Below are 18,021 nucleotides of genomic sequence, written 5' to 3' on the forward strand. Positions count from 1 at the left end.
CTTTCAACAAATCTTATCGATTCTGTGCGTTTTTTTGTCACCCATAGTATAAGTGAAAACCCTAATTTGGTAAATTATAGTATACACAGATCTCAGGCTGGTCATAAAACACCATTCTGTTATGATTCGATAAGATTCCGACCTACGTAACTGAAGGAAGACATACATGAAAGTACTGGTAACGGTCAAGCGAGTGATCGATTACAACGTTAAAGTCAGAGTGAATGCTGATCAGACTGACGTTGATTTGAAGAATGTAAAAATGGCAGTCAATCCTTTCTGTGAGATTGCGGTTGAGCAGGCGGTTCGCTTGAAAGAAGCAGGCAAAGCATCGGAAATCATCGTGGTATCAATGGGGCCAAAGGCCGCTCAAGAACAGCTGCGTACAGCACTGGCGATGGGCGCTGATCGTGCCATTCATATCGAATCAGATGATGCCCTAGAGTCACTGACTGTCGCAAAAATTCTTGCAAAAATAGTCGCTGACGAAGCACCGGGCTTGGTATTGATGGGCAAACAATCAATCGATACTGACAACAATCAAACTGGCCAAATGTTGGCTGCGTTAACCGGATTGGCACAGGGTACGTTCGTATCGGGTGTCGAAGTGGGCGAAAACGAAGTTCAAGTGGTGCGCGAAATCGACGGTGGTCTTCAGACCTTGGCCTTGAAACTACCAGCTGTGTTGACGGTCGATCTGCGTTTGAACGAGCCACGCTATGCCTCTTTGCCAAACATCATGAAAGCTAAGAAAAAACCTTTGGATGTGAAAACACCGGCTGATTACGGTGTTGAAGTCAAGGCAAATACTCGCCTATTAAAAGTGACGCCTCCACCTGAGCGCCAAGCCGGTATTAAAGTCGCAAGTGTGGCAGAGTTAGTTGATAAATTGAAAAATGAAGCGAAGGTGATCTAATGGCGATTTTATTGATAGCAGAGCATGATAATTCAGTCTTAAAGCCTGCCACGTTGCATGCCTTAACGGCCGCTCAAGAAATCGGCGGTGAAATCGATCTATTAGTTGTAGGTGCAGGCTGTGCAGCGGCTGCGGATCACGCATCAAAGGTTGCGGGTATCCGTAAAGTTCTACTGGCGGATCACTCAGTATACGATCATGAAATTGCTGAGAATGTCGCCTCATTGGTGGTTGATGTGGCGCATGAATACGATTATCTGATTGCTCCTGCCGTCAGCAATGCGAAGAACTTTATGCCACGTGTGGCGGCGTTGTTAGATGTAGGGCAAATTTCGGATGTCATTAAGGTGGAGTCCGCCGATACATTCCAGCGTCCAATATACGCAGGCAATGCAATCGCCACTGTTCAATCGTTAGATCCGGTCAAGGTATTGACGATTCGTGCAACAGGTTTTGATGCAGCACCGGCAGACGGTGGCAGTGCGAGCATTCAAATTCTGAGTCAGCTTATGGATTCAGGTGTTAGCCGCTTGGTGTCTGAGGAAATGGCCGTTTCTGATCGTCCCGAATTGACCTCTGCTCGAGTGATCATCTCTGGTGGTCGTGGAATGGGCGATAAAGCACATTTCGATATGCTCGATAAAGTTGCAGATAAGTTGGGCGCAGCGTGGGCGCAACGCGTGCGGCGGTTGATGCTGGCTTTGTCCCGAACGATATGCAAATCGGACAAACGGGTAAAATCGTAGCACCTGAGTTGTACATTGGTGTGGGCTTGTCTGGGGCAATTCAGCATTTGGCCGGTATGAAGGACTCTAAGGTCATTGTTGCAATCAACAAAGACGAAGACGCTCCAATTTTCCAAGTGGCTGATTATGGATTGGTGGCTGATTTGTTTGAAGCCGTTCCTGAGTTAGAAAAAGCGCTCTAATCTTTATTTAGCGCTAATGCAGATCATGCCTCAAATTAAAGAGGCATGATCCAGTACTCCTACCTGTTATTTAACGCACTCACTAGATGTTTTCAGTGTTCTTTTGCGCCAAAACGCCTTTTCGACCTCTACTAAACACAGTACACATGCGCCATAGGCTAGCATGAGTAGCCACTGGTTGAGGCTTAATGGAGCACTTTGGAATAGGGTGTTCATGAGTGGAGTGTAGATGAACAGCAATTGCGAGATGAGCATGGCGCTGATCCCGCCCCAAATCCAGAGATTTGACGACATGGGGGTTGTGAAAATACTCTGTGTCATAGAGCGACAATTCAGAAGGAAGAAGCTCTGCACGATGACAAAGAGCGTCACGGCCAAGGTTCTAGACTCCTCGATTGATGCTCCCATGGACTGTGACCATTTGAATAAACCAAACGCACCAATTAACAACAGGGTGCTGACCGAGAATATTCGATAGATAATTTCGATGGACAAAAGAGGCGCATCTGGAGAGCGTGGTATGCGCTGCATAATGCCCGGTTCTTTCGGTTCAAAGGCCAGCATTAAGCCTAAAAAAACGGCGGTTGTCATGTTCAGCCAAAGGGCTTGAACGGGAAGAACCGGAAGGGTCACACCAAATAGAATGGCGACCATGATCACCAAGCCTTGGCCAAGATTGGTGGGTAAAATCCAGGTAATAAATTTCAATAGGTTGTCAAAGACGTTGCGACCTTCTTCGACGGCAGCTTCAATTGATGAAAAGTTATCATCCGTCAGCACCATATCGGACGCTTCTTTTGACACCTCAGTGCCACTGATTCCCATGGCTATCCCAATGTCGGCCTGCTTAAGCGCAGGGGCGTCATTCACACCATCGCCGGTCATGGCGACAACATGCCCCTTCGCTTGCAAAGCGGTGACCAGTTTGAGTTTTTGCTCAGGTGCAACACGTGCAAAAACAGAAACCGTTTCAGCGCATTCGAGCAATTTGTGATCGCTCATTTCGGATAATTCTTTTCCTGTCAGTACCACCTGTCCATTGGAATTTGAATCACGAATGATCCCAATTTTGGTCGCAATGGCTTTGGCCGTCAGGGCATGATCGCCTGTGATCATTTTGACGTTAATGCCAGCTTTGTGACACGTGGCGACGGCATGAATGGCCTCTTGTCGTGGAGGATCGATCATGGCTTGGAGACCCAGAAATATCAACGCTTGATTGGGCTCACGTTGATTGAACGCATCTAAAGAGGTTTCATCCTTAGGCAGCTCTTCCATGGCAAATGCCAGGACTCTCAACCCTGCTGCAGCAAAGGAGTTGATATGGTCAGTGATGATTTCCGTATTTAAGGGCTGTAATTGCCCATCGGCATCCATCATGGTCTTACAGCGAGCCATCACCTGTTCAACCGAACCTTTTAAGTAGAGGCGATTGCATTCTTGATCTTCATGCAGGGTGGCCATGTATTGCCGATCGGACTCAAAGGGAATGGTGTCAATTCTAGGAAAGGCGTTTTCACAGGTCTTTAGATCCAAGCCTGCTTTGAATGCACAGGCAATCAGAGATCCTTCAGTAGGGTCGCCTTGAACGGTCCAGCGTTTCTCCTTTTCAATCAATTTCGAGTCGTTACTGACTAAGCCTGCTCTGAGGCAGTGGGTGAGAGCAAGGTTATCACTGAGCTGAAAAGCGGTCCCGTCCAGAGTGGATAGCTCGCCTTGAGGTTGGTAGCCCGTTCCGCTAACAGTGTAATCACCACCGCCACTGAAGATCTTTTGAACGGTCATTTGGTTTTCGGTCAAGGTGCCCGTTTTATCGGAGCAAATGACTGTTGTCGAGCCCAGCGTTTCAACGGCAGAAAGAGTACGAATAATGGCATTACGTTTTGCCATGCGTTGCACACCAATCGCCAGTGTGATCGTCACGACTGCGGGTAAGCCTTCAGGGATGGCGGCGACGGCCAAGGCAACAGCCGCCATAAAGGTTTCACTGGCTTCTAGACCATAGAGAAGGCCAACACCAAAGGTTACACCTGCCAGCGCTAGGATGACCCAGAGCAAGAGTTTACTGAACTGATGTATTTTTCGCGTCAAGGGCGTATCGATGCTAGTCGCTTGCGCAATCATATCGGCAATTTTGCCGGTTTCCGTATGGTCTCCCGTTGCTGTGATAACACCTTTACCTCCGCCGTAGGTAACCAGTGTACCTGCGAAAGCCATATTTTCACGGTCAGCTAAAACGGTCTCTTTGCCTAGGGTTGTTCTGGATTTAGTCGCAGAGACGGATTCACCGGTTAACGTGGATTCATCAATTTGCAAATCTCGACAATCAAAAATCCGCATGTCGGCTGGAACCTTGTCTCCCGAAGCTAAAAACACGATATCACCCGGAACAACATCCGAAGCGGGTATCGTCTGTTTTTCTCCGTCGCGTAAAACCGTTGCTGTTGACGATAACATGCCTTTTAAGGAGTTGATCGCTTCTTCTGCTTTTGACTCTTGGACAAAGCCGATGGCCGCATTGATCAAGACCACCCCAAAAATGACACCGGAGTCGACATACTCCCCCAAAAACAAGGTGACGGCTGTCGCAAACAGAAGGATATAGATTAACGGATTGTGGAACTGCAGCAGTAAGCGTTTTAGAGGTGAAATAGACGCTTGCCCTGAAATAGTGTTGGGTCCGAAGAGTCTTAACCTTTCTTGTACTTCGTTGTGTGATAGGCCGCTTAACCTGTCACTATTGATGGTATTAAACACATCCTCTTCGGTTAGGTGATGCCATAGATCGCTTTGTAGGTGTTTCATGTGGTGACTCCCAGAACGCCAGAATTACCCCCAGTCTATCATGGAAAACACCTATAAAAACGTTCAAAAATATCAAAAAAAAGCCACTGCTAAGAAAGCAGTAGCCCTGGCAACGATGAGTTTTGATGATTAAAATAGAAGAGCAAAAAACGTTTATTGTGAAGACCTGCATGCCTCCGGGTGGGTTTGGATGAACTGAACCAGCGTATGTTGTCGAACAACCATTTTTCCAAGATCGCCACATTGCTTGGCAATTTCAATGTCATCCATAATAAAACGTCTGATTTCGGTCTCCTCATGACGCTCAACTAAGTACTGACCTAATGCGACTGCAATCATAGGCTCAATATGCTCATGTTCCGCAATTGCATCGATTTCGTCATCCGTCAAGTCGCTCATGGCTAGACATTCACTGTACGTTAACATGGCTGTGTACCTCCAACATTTTATTTTAATAACGGAAAGCCAATAACCTTCCTTAAGCATAGAAAAAAAATCCTAAAGTGCGAGTGAATTTTCTGGATGTTATTTCAACAAAATTCAGAGAATCTTCCATTTATCTCATGCTGCAGGTGCACATCATTCCTTTGCTCACCAGATAAATCTGCCAAGTCGTAAATAGGTATTCCTTGACGTTTTTAGACTGATGTCCGTCGCTTCCATAGGGTCATCGTAAAGTCCGTAGGGCTATTCTGCATATCAATAAAAGCCTAATAAGCCTGTTAATTCGGAGTAAGCTCATGACAGCGGCAGAACTGCACCAAGATGCTATCGTTATCGATGGATTAATTATCGCCAAGTGGAACCGAGAACTGTTTGAAGACATGCGCAAAGGTGGATTGACTGCTGCAAGTTGTACAGTATCCGTCTGGGAAGGGTTTCAGGCAACAGTCAATAACATTGCTGAAACCAATAAGCTCCTGCGTGAAAATAATGATTTGGTGATTCCCGTCAGAACCACCGCCGATATTCATGCGGCTAAAGCGGCGGGTAAAACGGGAATTATCATGAGTTTTCAAAATGCGCATGCCTTTGAAGACCAATTAGGTTATGTCGAGATCTTCAAAAACCTCGGCGTCGGCATTGTACAAATGTGCTACAACACGCAGAACCTGGTTGGAACAGGGTGTTATGAGCGAGATGGCGGCTTATCGGGTTTTGGTCATGAGGTGGTCGCCGAGATGAATCGCGTGGGCATTATGTGTGATCTGTCTCATGTCGGCTCTAAAACCTCGGAGGAAGTCATTCTTGCTTCTAAAAAGCCTGTTTGCTACTCCCATTGCCTCCCTTCAGGACTCAAAGAGCATCCTCGAAATAAATCAGATGAAGAGCTTAAGTTCATCGCGGATCACGGTGGTTTTGTTGGCGTCACCATGTTCGCACCCTTCCTTAAAAAAGGCATCGATTCAACCATTGATGACTACGCAGAAGCCATTGAGTATGTGATGAACATCGTCGGTGAAGATGCAATTGGAATTGGAACAGATTTCACACAAGGCCATGACCAAACATTTTTTGAATGGCTGACTCACGATAAAGGCTACGCACGTCGCCTCACTCGCTTTGGAAAAATTGTAAATCCTTTGGGTATTCGCACCATTGGTGAGTTTCCTAACCTGACTGAAACCTTGCTTAAGCGCGGAATGACTGAAGCTCAGGTGCGTAAGATCATGGGAGAAAACTGGGTACGAGTCTTAAAGGATGTCTGGGGCGCTTAAGACCCGATCATTAACTCTTTTATAACTATTTTGAATGACAGGTGAAACCGTGGCAAAAGTAGCTCCCGCACTTCCAATTGAAGTTGACTCAGAAACAGGCGTTTGGACAAGTGATGCCTTGCCCATGCTGTACGTTCCTAGACATTTTTTTATTAATAATCATCAGGCCATTGAAGAAGAGCTAGGCCCAGAGCGCTATGCTGAAATTTTGTACAAGGCTGGCTATAAAAGTGCATGGCACTGGTGTGAAAAAGAAGCACAGTTGCATGGCTTACAGGGCGTAGATGTGTTCGAGCATTATATGAAGCGTTTGTCGCAACGAGGCTGGGGCTTGTTTATTACAGAGGAAATGGATCTCGAAGGCGGACGTTGTAAGGTTCGGCTTGAGCATTCTGCTTTTGTTTATCACTACGGGAAAGTGAATCGCAAAATTGAGTATATGTTCACAGGTTGGTTTGCGGGTGCGATGGATCAGATTCTAGCCTCAACGGGCTCCGCTTTGCGGACAGAGGCAGAGCAGACTCAAAGTGCTGCAGAAGACGGCCATGACGTTGGCTATTTTATTACACGTCCGCTTGCACAGTCGGTTTGAAGAGTAGGAGTTAGTGATGTCTCAATTCGATGCAATGTTTCAACCGATTCAGATAGGTAAGCTGACAATACGCAACCGTGTGGTCAGTACAGCGCATGCGGAAGTCTATGCAACCGATGGCGGTATGACAACGGATCGGTATGTTAAGTACTATGAAGAAAAAGCGAAAGGTGGGTGTGGACTTTGTATTTGTGGTGGCTCCTCCGTGGTTTCCATAGATAGCCCTCAAGCTTGGTGGAGTTCGGTAAATCTATCAACCGACCGTATTATTCCGCATTTTCAAAACCTAGCGGATGCCGTGCATAAACACGGTGGCAAAATTATGATCCAAATTACCCATATGGGACGTCGTTCCCGTTGGGATGGTTATCATTGGTCGACCCTTTTATCGCCATCCGGTATTCGAGAGCCTGTGCATCGCTCCACCTGTAAAACAATCGAAGATGAAGAGATTACCCGAATTATTGGCGATTATGCTCAAGCGGCTCGACGTGCTAAAGACGGCGGGTTAGACGGTGTTGAACTCTCCGCCGTTCACCAGCACTTAATCGATCAGTTTTGGAGTCCGCGCGTGAATAAGCGGACGGACCAGTGGGGAGGAAGCTTTGAAAACCGCATGCGTTTTGGTTTAGAAGTTTTAAAAGCGGTGCGTGCCGAAGTGGGTGATGATTTCGTTGTGGGGATGCGAATTTGCGGTGATGAATTTCATCCAGATGGCTTAACGCATGATGACATGAAACAGATCGCCGCCTACTACGATGCAACGGGCATGGTCGATTTTTTTGGTGTGATCGGCTCAGGGTGCGATACACATAACACCCTTGCCAATGTGATTCCTAATATGTCGTACCCTCCTGAGCCATTTTTGCATTTGGCTGCAGGCATTAAAGAGGTTGTGAAGGCGCCAGTTATCCATGCGCAGAACATCAAAGATCCTAACCAAGCGCAACGGATACTTGAGGGCGGTTATGTCGATATGGTGGGCATGACACGCGCGCACATTGCAGACCCTCATATCATTGCAAAAATCAAAATGGGACAAGTCGATCAAATTCGTCAATGTGTTGGTGCTAACTATTGTATTGACCGTCAGTACCAAGGACTTGATGTGCTGTGTATTCAAAATGCGGCGACGTCGCGTGAGTACATGGGCTTGCCACATATTATTGAAAAAACGCAAGGCGCTTTACGTAAAGTCGTGATCGTCGGCGGTGGTCCTGCAGGTATGGAAGCAGCGAGAGTTGCAGCTGAACGCGGTCATCAGGTCATCTTGTTTGAAGCGAAAGATCAGCTGGGTGGTCAAATCAGCACCGCAGCTAAAGCGCCACAGCGTGATCAAATGGCGGGTATCACGCGTTGGTATCAATTGGAATTGGCTCGATTAAACGTCGATGTGCGTTTAGAGACCTACGCCAATGAAGACGCCATCAAAGATCTAAACCCTGATATCGTCGTGTTAGCGGTCGGTGGTCGTCCATTCTTAGAGCAAGTGCCTGAGTGGGGCGCAGACGAAGGATTAGTGGTCAGTAGTTGGGATGTTCTTGATGGCAAGGTAGCACCTGGTAAGAACGTGCTGGTCTACGACACCATTTGTGAGTTCAGTGGAATGTCCGTTGCAGACTATTTGTCTGAAAAAGGCGCCAAGGTTGAGCTTGTTACCGATGATGTTAAGCCAGGAGCCGCCGTGGGAGGCACGACGTTCCCAACCTATTACCGCAGTCTTTATGCAAAAGAAGTGATCATGACATCGGATTTGGCACTGCATAAGGTGTATCGCGAAGGTGATCAGTTGGTGGCCGTTTTAGAAAATGAATACACAGGCCAAATGGAAGAACGTGTAGTCGATCAGGTTGTCGTCGAAAACGGTGTTCGACCCGATGAAGCGCTTTACTATGCACTTAAGCATCAGTCCCTTAACAAAGGTCAGATAGATGTCGATGCGCTGTACGCGATCAAACCTCAGCCTTGCTTAAGCGAGTCAACTCAAGGAGCGGCGTTCATCCTGTTCCGAATTGGTGACTGCACAGCGCCTCGTAATACGCATGCAGCAATATACGATGCGTTGCGTTTATGTAAAGACTTTTAAGTTAGGGGAAGGTCTATGTTGACGAGTCTGATGCCTTGGCTGTTGGCCGTGGCTATTCTTCTGGCTGTAGTAGGTGCTTTGCGGCGTGCACGCCTGTGGTTGAGAGGGCGCGCTTCAAACGTGAACGTTTGGGCTGGCATACGTGCGATGCCCAAACGCTACCTGGTCGATTTGCATCATGTGGTTGAACGTGACCGTTATATTTCCAATACACACGTAGCCACGGCAGGTGGCTTTGTTTTGGCATCGGTATTGGCCATCTTTCTTTATGGTTTTGCCTGGGAAAGTAAACTCTTGGCGTGGCTGCTATTGGCCGCGTCAGGCGCTATGTTGATTGGGGCCGTGCGCGTTGCTAAACGTCGTCAATCACCACCGGAGCGCTTATCAAAAGGTGCATGGATGCGCTTACCGAAAAGCTTAATGGTGTTTGCCGTCAGCTTTTTGATCTTGAGCTTACCCGCGGCAGGCCTTTTACCCGAAGGGTTTGGCGGTGTGGTTTTAGCGGCGCTTTTAACGGCGGGTATTGTCTGGGGGCTTGCTGAAATGTTTATTGGCATGACCTGGGGTGGGCCAATGAAGCATGCTTTTGCTGGCGCATTGCACCTTGCCTTTCATCGTCGCCCTGAACGTTTTGGCGGTGGTCGCTCCACGGGACTGAAAGCGCTAAATTTTGACGATACTCAAGCGCCTTTGGGGGTTGAGAAACCGACTGATTTTACTTGGAATCAGTTGCTTGGATTTGATGCCTGCGTGCAATGTGGTCGTTGCGAAGCCGTGTGCCCAGCTTTTGCAGCTGGACAGCCATTAAACCCTAAAAAACTGATTCAAGATATGGTCGTAGGTCTGGCCGGTGGCAGTGATGCCAGTTACAGCGGTTCTCCTTATCCCGGCAAACCGCTGGGCGAACATAAAGGTGGCCCTTTTCAAGCCATCGTTGCACGAGAAGGAAAAGGATTGCTGGATCCGGAGACGCTCTGGGCCTGTACGACCTGTCGTGCCTGTGTTGAAGAGTGCCCTATGATGATTGAGCATGTGGATGCCATTGTCGATATGCGTCGTCACTTAACACTGGAGCGTGGGCAAACCCCTAACAAGGGGGCTGAAGTTCTGGAGAACTTAATTGCGACAGACAACCCAGGTGGATTTAATCCAGGTAGCCGCATGAATTGGGCCGCCGATCTTAATCTACCGACATTAGCAAATGTTAAGCGGACAGATGTGTTGCTTTGGTTAGGCGACGGTGCATTTGATATGCGCAATCAACGGACGCTTCGAGCCTTTGTTAAGGTTCTTCGGTCGGCAGGTGTGCAGTTTGCGGTGCTGGGCAATGAAGAGCGTGACTCGGGAGATGTTGCTAGACGTTTAGGCGATGAGGCTACCTTTCAACATTTAGCCAAGCAAAACATTCATACATTGCAGAAATACTCATTTCGAAGCATTGTCACCTGTGATCCTCATAGCTTTCATGTATTGAAAAATGAGTACCCCGAACTGGGTGGCGAGTATGTGGTTTATCACCATACAACCTTTATGGAGCGTTTGTATCGAGATAAACAATTGTCTTTAAAAGATTGGGTGGGTGGACGTGTGACCTATCATGACCCCTGTTATCTGGGACGTTACAACGGAGTGTATGATGCGCCTCGTCAGCTATTGGATGCATTAGGCATTGATCGGGTTGAAATGACGCGTTCAGGATTTAGATCACGCTGCTGTGGTGGCGGTGGCGGTGCACCGATTACCGATATTCCAGGTAAACAACGAATTCCTGATATGCGTATGGACGATATTAAAGCATCAGGCGCAAGTGTTGTTGCAGTAGGGTGTCCACAATGTACAGCCATGCTGGAAGGTGTTGTTGAGCCACGACCACAAGTATTGGATATTGCAGAATTAGTCGCCCAATCCTTAATCGAAGAGGAGACGCGTGCATGAACGATATTAAGCGGCGAGATCCTCGAGCTGAGTGGATTCTGAGAAATCGTTTGCATCCTGAACATTCAACCTATGCGCTAACACAGGCTACGGGTAGGCTGAGTGAGTGGATAGGCCCGACGGGTGTCAAACGTAAAAATCCTCACCTGGTTGGTTTCATTGGGCCTGCTGGCGTGCGCCGAATTGATCGAAGTGGAGCACAGTCAAACCAGCAGAACACTGTAAAGGCGAAGGTTGACATCGATGCAAGACGTCTCATCCAGATTGATGGACCTAGCGCGTACATCGTCGTTGTTCCGGAGCTACCGGGAGGACGTTTTTCTGCTCAAGACAAAGACTTGTTTGGCTTGGCGCAACAACTGGCCGCTAAACAGTCTGAAGCCACAGCTGTACTGGGTGTCATTTTGAGCCCGCTCAAAGATACAGAGTTGGGTGACGTGGGTATGGATCGTGTGTATTTTGCAGATGAGTCTCAGTGCAGCGAGTATGATCCAGAAACACACCTGCAGCAATTAACCGCCATTGAACGTGAATTTAATCCACTCTATTGGTTATTCCCGGAACATACCTCAATGAGTGCGGACTTAGGTCGACGTTTGTCTGTCAAATTGAAGGTCAGAGCAACAAGCCATTTATGGCAGTTGGATCTTGATACGTTAATGGCGACTTGTCGAGCATCGGGAGGGGCAAGTGATCTGTATCGCCCCGTGAGTCGAGTGATCATGGCATTGGCCGAGTGTGCTGAACCTGTGTCGGATACTCGTCACGAAGCCAGGGTTATTGACTCATCCATCAATGCAGCTGATGTTATTAAGCGTATTCGTAACCTCGGCGCTGTTTCGGTCGATCCTGCTAAGGTCGCTTTGTCAGAGGCAGAGTTTATTCTGTCTGGAGGCAAGGGGATTACTAATTGGGATGCTTTCCATCAGTTGGCCAGATCTTTAGGTGCAACAGAGGGGGCATCGCGTGTTGCCGTTGATGATGGCCACATGCCGCGTGATCGTCAGGTAGGCGCGACTGGAACTTGGGTGACGGCGAGGGTTTATCTCGCAATAGGAATCTCTGGAGCTATTCAGCATTTACAGGGTATCCAAGCCTGCGACAAAGTGATTGCAATTAACACAGACCCAGGTTGTGACATGATTAAGCGCGCTGATCTTGCGGTGATCCTGGACTCGTCCGAACTTATACAATCCATGCTGGATCAGCTACAGCAGTCTCAAGTGGAGGTGCAACATGTCGCGTAATCTGGCTAAGTTGCCATCAAATGATGAGGTCTCTGTAACCGTATTGGTTTCGGTCGGGCAACACCCCGTGACAGGACGACTTCGACGAGCGGATCAAGACGCACGTGCGTTGGAAATGGCAATGGGGTTGTCGGACGCCGAGCTAGAGTCATCTATGCCGGTCCCCTTAATGATTCAATAGAACCGGCCTTGCGTGGCTATTTAGGGATGGGCGTCTCGGAGCTGAAAGTGTTACGGCAATCGGAACAAAATGACATCGTTCCGGCTCTGTCAGCATTTTTGAATGCCACTCCCTCTTCAGTTATCTTATGTGGTAGTCGTGCTGAGTTGGGCGAAAGCTCTGGGTTGGTGCCGTATCAGTTAGCAGATGCCTTGGGTTATACGCTCGTTGCCAATGTTGCCGTCATTGAAAAGGTGGCGGCATCTCAAGCCGTTGTACTGCAGGCGTTGCCGAGAGGACAGCGTCGACGGATTGAGGTGGCATTGCCGGCGATTTTAGCCGTGGATTCTGCTTCACCTGTGGCGCGTCAATCGGCGTATGCCAAAGCTACGCGTGGCTTTATTAACTGCGTTGTGAGCGATACGGAGGAGAAGGATGCAACGAATGAATGGCATTATGCACCTGCTCGTAAACGTCCTAAGCGTTTGAAAATCATCAAAGCCACATCAGCACGTGACCGTTTCAAAGCAGCTGCGGCAAAAGCTGAAGGGGCAGGAGGTCAAGTACTCACATCTGTCACTGCCGAGGAGGGCGCTGCAGCCATATTAAAAGTACTAAAAGAAGAGGGGGTATTAAAGACTTGAGTTGACAGGAGGTGGGTTGTTTCTTAAGCCTTGACGCTGAATGGAAAGAATCCACTGTCCCTGTGACTTTACGTTTTGGTGTTATGTTGGAATACACGTAGAATTTGCAAAAAAAACCGGAGAATTTGACAAGACCTGGGGAGTGTTAGCAGTCTAAAGTGAAAAGACATAAAAAGAGGCCTGCTTTTAAAACAAGTAAGGCTGGTCTAAACTCAAAATGCTTTTGTTAGTCACAATAACAAAATCAGTGTTATTTCGAATAACGCAGTGCCCCATAACAACAATCACAAGGTAGCAAATATGAGCAAACCCAATATGAATAGACGTAATCTTCTGAAAGCCGCCGCCGCAGGTGCAGTTGCTGCTCCGTTGGCCATGACCTCTACTTCTGCATTAGCGACAACCAACCTGCGCATGCAAACCTACTGGGGTCGTGAGGCATCTGATGTTTTTAGCTCCTTTGGTGAAGATGTTCGCACTGCATCGAAAGGCTCCTTGCGTGTTCGCCATTTTACAGGCAGTTCTTTAGTGCCTGATGCTGAGATGTTTCAAGCGGTAAGCCGTGGCACCATCGACATGTGCCAAGGTTATGCGGGCTACTGGCCAGGCCAGTTGGATATTGCCGGTATTGAATCTGGTTTACCGGGTGCTTGGACGAACCACGATGAGGCCCAGTACGTTTACCGTACCAAAGGTCTGATCGATTTAGTACGTGAAGCCTACGCTGAACACAACGTTCACTACTTAGGGCCTATCATGGGCGGCCCATTCGATCTGTTAACTAAACAACCTGTTAACAGCCTTGATGATCTCAAAAATATGCGTATTCGCGCAACACCTGCAATTGCACGTATCCTTCAGCAGTTTGATATTCCGACCGTTTTCTTGCCAGGTTCAGAGCTTTACGTTGGTTTGAGCACCGGTACTATTGATGGTGTGATCTACGCTGGTACCAATGAATACGTCGGTATGAAGCTGTTTGAAGTTGCCAATCACTACACCTCTATTGGCATGGTGTACCCAGGCTACTGTGATCAGATTCTGGTCAATATGGATGTGTGGAAGAAAATGACCGATGAAGAGCGCAAAGTGATTGAACTGGCGTACGAAAAACATTCGGCTCATATGCACACTTGGATGGTCAGTGGTTCAATTGATGCAGGGGCCACTGGTCACTTTGTTATGAACAGTCTTCCTCCTGAGGACTCAGCACGTCTGCGTAAAGCCGCTGAAGTGATCTGGGAAGATGAAGCCGCTAAATCTGATCGCAATAAGAAGGCGATCGATATTCTTAAAGAAGCTGCGAAAGCAACAGGACGTGCCTGATGCTTTCAGTCTGTCACTTAGTTAGCTGGGTTGATAGACTCTCTGAAATCGTGGGCAAGGCCGTCTCTTGGATGTGCCTTGCTTTGATTTTGGTGCTGCTCTATGAAATTATTGCCCGTTATTTCTTCGTTAGTCCCACTTCATGGGCACATGAACTGAGTACAATGTTGTACGGTACGTTTTGTGTTCTGGCTGGCACCTATACCCATCGTTATCAGGGCCACGTTCGAAGTGAGGCGTTGTACAACCTATTTTCGCGTCGAGGTCGTGCGATTCTGGATGTTATTACAGGTTTGGTGGTTTTATTCGTTTTAGTTGTTTTCTTTTTCGCATCTGTTGATTTTGCCTACGAATCTTGGCAAAACAAAGAATTGTCCTCCAAAAGTACATGGGCTCCACCCATTTATCCATTTAAAACAGTGCTTCCAGTTGCCGTAGGTCTTATTGCTCTGCAGAGCTTGGCACATTTGATTCGTGACATTTGTGTGGCCTTAAATTTACCTTGTAACGCCTGTGTCGAGTCATGAAGTTGAGTGTATTAGCAGAGAAGGGTGTATTACGAACACCCTCTGACAATTTAGAAGGGTACTCTCCGTGTCAGATATAGATCCTTTAATAATAACCCTTGGCATGTTTGGCGCAATGTTCGTCATGCTCATGTTGGGGACGCCCTTGTCTTGGGCATTGCTAACCGTTGGTATGGGGTTTGCGTATTTTCTTTGGGGTGCTGGTGCATTGGATCTGCTCACGATCAGTGCTTTTTCCTCAATGGATAATTTTATTCTCGTCGCTTTACCCATGTTTATTTTCATGGGGCTAATGCTAGAGCGTTCAGGTATTACCGATGACTTATTCGAAATGATGAATAAACTCATGGGGGCTCAGCCAGGTGGGTTGGGTGTCGGGACGATTATACTCTGTGCGCTGATTGCGGCCATGGCGGGTGTTTCCGGCGCTGCGACCGTGAGTCTAGGCGTGATTGCACTACCCGCCATGCTTAAACGCGGCTACAGTAAAAAATTAGCGACGGGCACTATCATGGCCGGGGGCGCACTCGGCTTTTTGATCCCCCCGAGTGTCTTGATGATTCTCTATGCCTTTTTGGCAAAAGAATCGATCGGTAAGCTTTTTGCGGCGGGCTTAATGCCGGGTCTGATGCTGGCGGGTCTTTATATCCTCTATATTTTGATCATTAGTCGGGTCAATCCAAAAATTGCACCGCCGCTTGCTGTTAAAGAACAGGTGGATTGGAAGGGTAAGCTGGTTTCATTAAAAGCGCTGATTCTTCCGGGGTCACTCATTGTCGCTGTTTTACTCTGTATCATCTTGGGGTTAACCTCGCCGACTGAGGCGTCTGCGATCGGTGCTGCCGGCGCCATTATTTGTGCGGCAGTTTACCGTACGCTAACGTGGAAAATGTTAAAAGATGTCTTAATGGATACGACCAAATTAATGGGGATGTTAATTTGGATCACCTTGACAGCGCTCTTCTTCAGTAAGGTTTACATTGGATTAGGTGCTGGTTTCTTGCTGCAAGACTTGATCGACGATTACGAATTAGCACCGATGATGGTTATTTTGGCAATGCTGGCCTGCTATTTTGTGCTGGGCATGTTCTTAGATGACTTTGCCATCGTATTTATCACGGTTCCTTTGTTTGTGCCGATTGTTGAGTTCTTAGGTTTCGATCCTGTGTGGTTTGCAATCCTGTTCATCGTGAGCATGCAAACGGCCTATTTAACGCCTCCCTTTGGTATAATCTATTTTATATGCGATCGGTGGCACCACCATCTGTGACGATTTACGATCTTTACCTTGCGGTTATTCCGTTCATTTTGTTGCAAATGTTAGGCTTGGCATTGATCCTGTACTTCCCACAAATTGCGCTTTGGCTGCCGAATTTAATTTACAGTTAGCTCAATTGACATAGTGTTAACTCAAACGCCCCTTATTGGGGCGTTTTTGTAAGTCACAGTAATGCTTGCTTCGGATGAGTGAAGCTATATTACCGGAACAGAGATTAACATTTAGGGAAGCTTAGATAGGAGGTGGTGAAGTTCAGGTAGGTTTTTCGTTCAGGGGTGGGTGTTACAGCGGTCAACATGTCTAACTCTCTCGACAGCATCATGCTGACGACGTCTGACCATTTTGTATCGACCACTGGCTGAAATGTCACACCGAGACGTTCCTCAAATAGTTTGAAAAAGTCCGCGACGATGCCCTTAAATTCGCCTTGCTGATCGACAAACTCACAAGGTTACCTGTTGGTGGGTAGGTTTGTGTTTGTTCTTCGACGTTTTGGTGATAGCCCTAGCGTTCAGTATAGAGTGTAGATTTCATAAACAGGTTGAATGAAGTGATTAATAAAAATACTATACGGTATGGTATGTTTTAAATAGGAGAGTATTTATGAAATTATATGAAATCAGTGGTTGGCTGTTGGTCGGGATTGGCATGGTGCATAACGCTTTGGGTGTGGTGATGGGGTGGCCATATCTTGTCGAAATAGTTCAGGCGGGTGTTTGGAATTCAATTCAGCCCGATGGTGAGTTGATGTTTTCTCGCAGTACGATGTTGTGGTTCTTATTAGTGGGGTGCTTCTGGTGGCTGCTGGGCGGGTTAATGCAGGCGTGGTTGCAAACAGTGCCAACGTCCCTGCCTCGTTGGCTTGGGTGGGGGTTGATGACCGCTGGATTGGTGGTAGGAATTCTTTTGCCGATATCTGGAGCGTGGTTGTTCATTCCGCTTGGTTTACTTGTTGTCTACGGTGCTCCTTTAGCAAGACAGGATGTGTGATGAAATTAAGTCGCGAAGATTGGTGCCAAGCAGGGTTGGTGGCGCTCGCGGAGAAAGGGCCGGAGGCGCTAAAAATTGATCGTTTGTGTGAGCGACTGGCCGTGACGAAGGGCTCTTTTTATCATTACTTTAAACATCGAGAAGCCTATGTCGATGAGTTGCTGGCCTTTTGGCACACAAACTATACACAAAACCTTGTAGAGGGATTGTCGCCTCAAGACCCTGTCAAACAGCGGATTGCACAATTGTCTGCTGCTGTAGCTGAGGCCGATCATCGAACCGAAGTCGCATTGCGTAGTTGGGCGCTCAGTGAGCCCCGTGTGGCAGAGGCTGTGGCTGTAGTTGATAGCGAAAGGTTAGATTATATCGCGGCTTTGCTGACAGAGCTGGGTTATAACCCAGTCGATACCCATCTTTTGGCAAAGTTATTATACGCGCAAACACTAGGTTGCCAGCAGCTAGGTAAACGGCTTAGCATCGAAGAGTGGAAAGCAATTGATAGTTGGTTCATGCGTTGGTTAAGCCATGAATAAAACGAAAATTGGTCTAATATATTGGGACTAGAGAATGAGTGAGCAAGTGTATTATCAGCGATCCTTAGCGGCAGATGTATATCCTCATCTCAAGATGGCACTTGAATTGATTGATGTCTCTATGCCAAAAGTGGCGGTGGATGTTGGCTGCGGCGCTGGGCGAGATGCTTTATTCCTGGCTGAGAGTGGCTTTAGGTACATGCGTTTGACAAAAGTGATGCGGCTATTTCTCGCGTGGAAGAAGTCTGTTCCAGGCACCTCAATCAAACGCTATTTGCTCAGGTCAGCTGCTTTGATCGATTTGAGTATCCAAAATCGTCTTTGGTAAGTGCGTG

At 47.6% G+C, this 18,021-nt stretch carries 16 protein-coding genes and 2 pseudogenes; 15 read left to right on the plus strand and 3 right to left on the minus strand.

Annotation, left to right across the window (positions count from 1 at the left end; all coding sequences use genetic code 11):
* Positions 1-166: 166 nt before the first annotated feature.
* Positions 167-916: an electron transfer flavoprotein subunit beta/FixA family protein gene (locus tag D791_RS07145; protein ID WP_036509677.1), complete on the plus strand. Its 750-nt coding sequence runs from the start codon at positions 167-169 to the stop codon at positions 914-916.
* Positions 916-1,844 (plus strand): annotated as a pseudogene (locus tag D791_RS07150) (electron transfer flavoprotein subunit alpha/FixB family protein). The gene D791_RS07145 and the pseudogene D791_RS07150 overlap by 1 nt, the downstream one beginning before the upstream one ends.
* Before the next feature lie 66 nt (positions 1,845-1,910).
* On the opposite strand, the gene D791_RS07155 reads toward D791_RS07150, so the two are convergent.
* Entirely contained in the window at positions 1,911-4,649 is a 2,739-nt protein-coding gene (locus tag D791_RS07155) for a cation-transporting P-type ATPase (RefSeq protein ID WP_036509679.1), read from the minus strand.
* Between the two features lie 153 nt (positions 4,650-4,802).
* Complete coding sequence (locus D791_RS07160) at positions 4,803-5,075, minus strand: hypothetical protein (RefSeq protein ID WP_036509681.1); 273 nt, start codon at positions 5,073-5,075, stop codon at positions 4,803-4,805.
* A 314-nt stretch (positions 5,076-5,389) separates the two neighbouring features.
* Between D791_RS07160 and D791_RS07165 the strand changes: the two genes are divergently transcribed.
* The 10 genes from D791_RS07165 (at position 5,390) to D791_RS07205 (ending at position 16,154) form a co-directional block, all read left to right on the plus strand.
* A complete protein-coding gene (locus D791_RS07165; protein ID WP_036509683.1) occupies positions 5,390-6,367 on the plus strand; it encodes a dipeptidase in 978 nt (325 codons plus the stop codon).
* 34 nt (positions 6,368-6,401) lie between these two features.
* Positions 6,402-6,959, plus strand: coding sequence for a DUF5943 domain-containing protein (locus tag D791_RS07170; protein WP_420329338.1), 558 nt, complete (start codon positions 6,402-6,404; stop codon positions 6,957-6,959).
* 16 nt (positions 6,960-6,975) lie between these two features.
* Positions 6,976-9,045 (plus strand): dimethylglycine demethylation protein DgcA, encoded by a 2,070-nt coding sequence (gene dgcA, locus D791_RS07175; RefSeq protein WP_036509687.1) that lies wholly within the window; start codon positions 6,976-6,978, stop codon positions 9,043-9,045.
* 15 nt (positions 9,046-9,060) lie between these two features.
* Entirely contained in the window at positions 9,061-10,980 is a 1,920-nt protein-coding gene (locus D791_RS07180) for a (Fe-S)-binding protein (RefSeq protein ID WP_036509689.1), read from the plus strand.
* Positions 10,977-12,227 carry an electron transfer flavoprotein subunit alpha/FixB family protein gene (locus tag D791_RS07185; RefSeq protein WP_036509691.1) on the plus strand — a complete coding sequence of 417 codons (1,251 nt, stop codon included), beginning with the start codon at positions 10,977-10,979 and terminating at the stop codon, positions 12,225-12,227. The genes D791_RS07180 and D791_RS07185 overlap by 4 nt, the downstream gene beginning before the upstream one ends.
* Positions 12,217-12,408 carry a hypothetical protein gene (locus D791_RS21720; RefSeq protein ID WP_337588613.1) on the plus strand — a complete coding sequence of 64 codons (192 nt, stop codon included), beginning with the start codon at positions 12,217-12,219 and terminating at the stop codon, positions 12,406-12,408. The genes D791_RS07185 and D791_RS21720 overlap by 11 nt, the downstream gene beginning before the upstream one ends.
* Before the next feature lie 8 nt (positions 12,409-12,416).
* Positions 12,417-13,031: an electron transfer flavoprotein subunit beta gene (locus tag D791_RS07190; RefSeq protein WP_337588614.1), complete on the plus strand. Its 615-nt coding sequence runs from the start codon at positions 12,417-12,419 to the stop codon at positions 13,029-13,031.
* A gap of 300 nt (positions 13,032-13,331) precedes the next feature.
* Entirely contained in the window at positions 13,332-14,357 is a 1,026-nt protein-coding gene (dctP, locus tag D791_RS07195) for a TRAP transporter substrate-binding protein DctP (protein ID WP_237748547.1), read from the plus strand.
* On the plus strand, positions 14,357-14,884 hold the full coding sequence (locus D791_RS07200; RefSeq protein ID WP_036509693.1) for a TRAP transporter small permease subunit: 528 nt from the start codon (positions 14,357-14,359) through the stop codon (positions 14,882-14,884). Before dctP ends, D791_RS07200 begins: the two co-directional genes overlap by 1 nt.
* 67 nt (positions 14,885-14,951) lie before the next feature.
* Positions 14,952-16,154 (plus strand): TRAP transporter large permease, encoded by a 1,203-nt coding sequence (locus D791_RS07205; protein WP_237748548.1) that lies wholly within the window; start codon positions 14,952-14,954, stop codon positions 16,152-16,154.
* A 223-nt stretch (positions 16,155-16,377) separates the two neighbouring features.
* On the opposite strand, the pseudogene D791_RS19580 reads toward D791_RS07205, so the two are convergent.
* A pseudogene (locus D791_RS19580) lies at positions 16,378-16,602 on the minus strand (transporter substrate-binding domain-containing protein); the annotation flags it as partial.
* A 164-nt stretch (positions 16,603-16,766) separates the two neighbouring features.
* Between D791_RS19580 and D791_RS07210 the strand changes: the two are divergent.
* The 3 genes from D791_RS07210 to D791_RS20780 are packed head-to-tail and all read left to right on the plus strand — an operon-like array spanning position 16,767 to position 18,014.
* On the plus strand, positions 16,767-17,153 hold the full coding sequence (locus D791_RS07210) for a DUF6463 family protein (protein ID WP_036509695.1): 387 nt from the start codon (positions 16,767-16,769) through the stop codon (positions 17,151-17,153).
* Complete coding sequence (locus D791_RS07215) at positions 17,153-17,686, plus strand: TetR/AcrR family transcriptional regulator (protein WP_051514321.1); 534 nt, start codon at positions 17,153-17,155, stop codon at positions 17,684-17,686. The genes D791_RS07210 and D791_RS07215 overlap by 1 nt, the downstream gene beginning before the upstream one ends.
* Positions 17,687-17,720: 34 nt before the next feature.
* On the plus strand, positions 17,721-18,014 hold the full coding sequence (locus D791_RS20780) for a class I SAM-dependent methyltransferase (RefSeq protein ID WP_237748549.1): 294 nt from the start codon (positions 17,721-17,723) through the stop codon (positions 18,012-18,014).
* Positions 18,015-18,021 lie beyond the last annotated feature (7 nt).

Origin of the sequence: Nitrincola nitratireducens (assembly GCF_000585235.1) — a bacterium.
Lineage (GTDB): Bacteria > Pseudomonadota > Gammaproteobacteria > Pseudomonadales > Balneatricaceae > Nitrincola > Nitrincola alkalisediminis.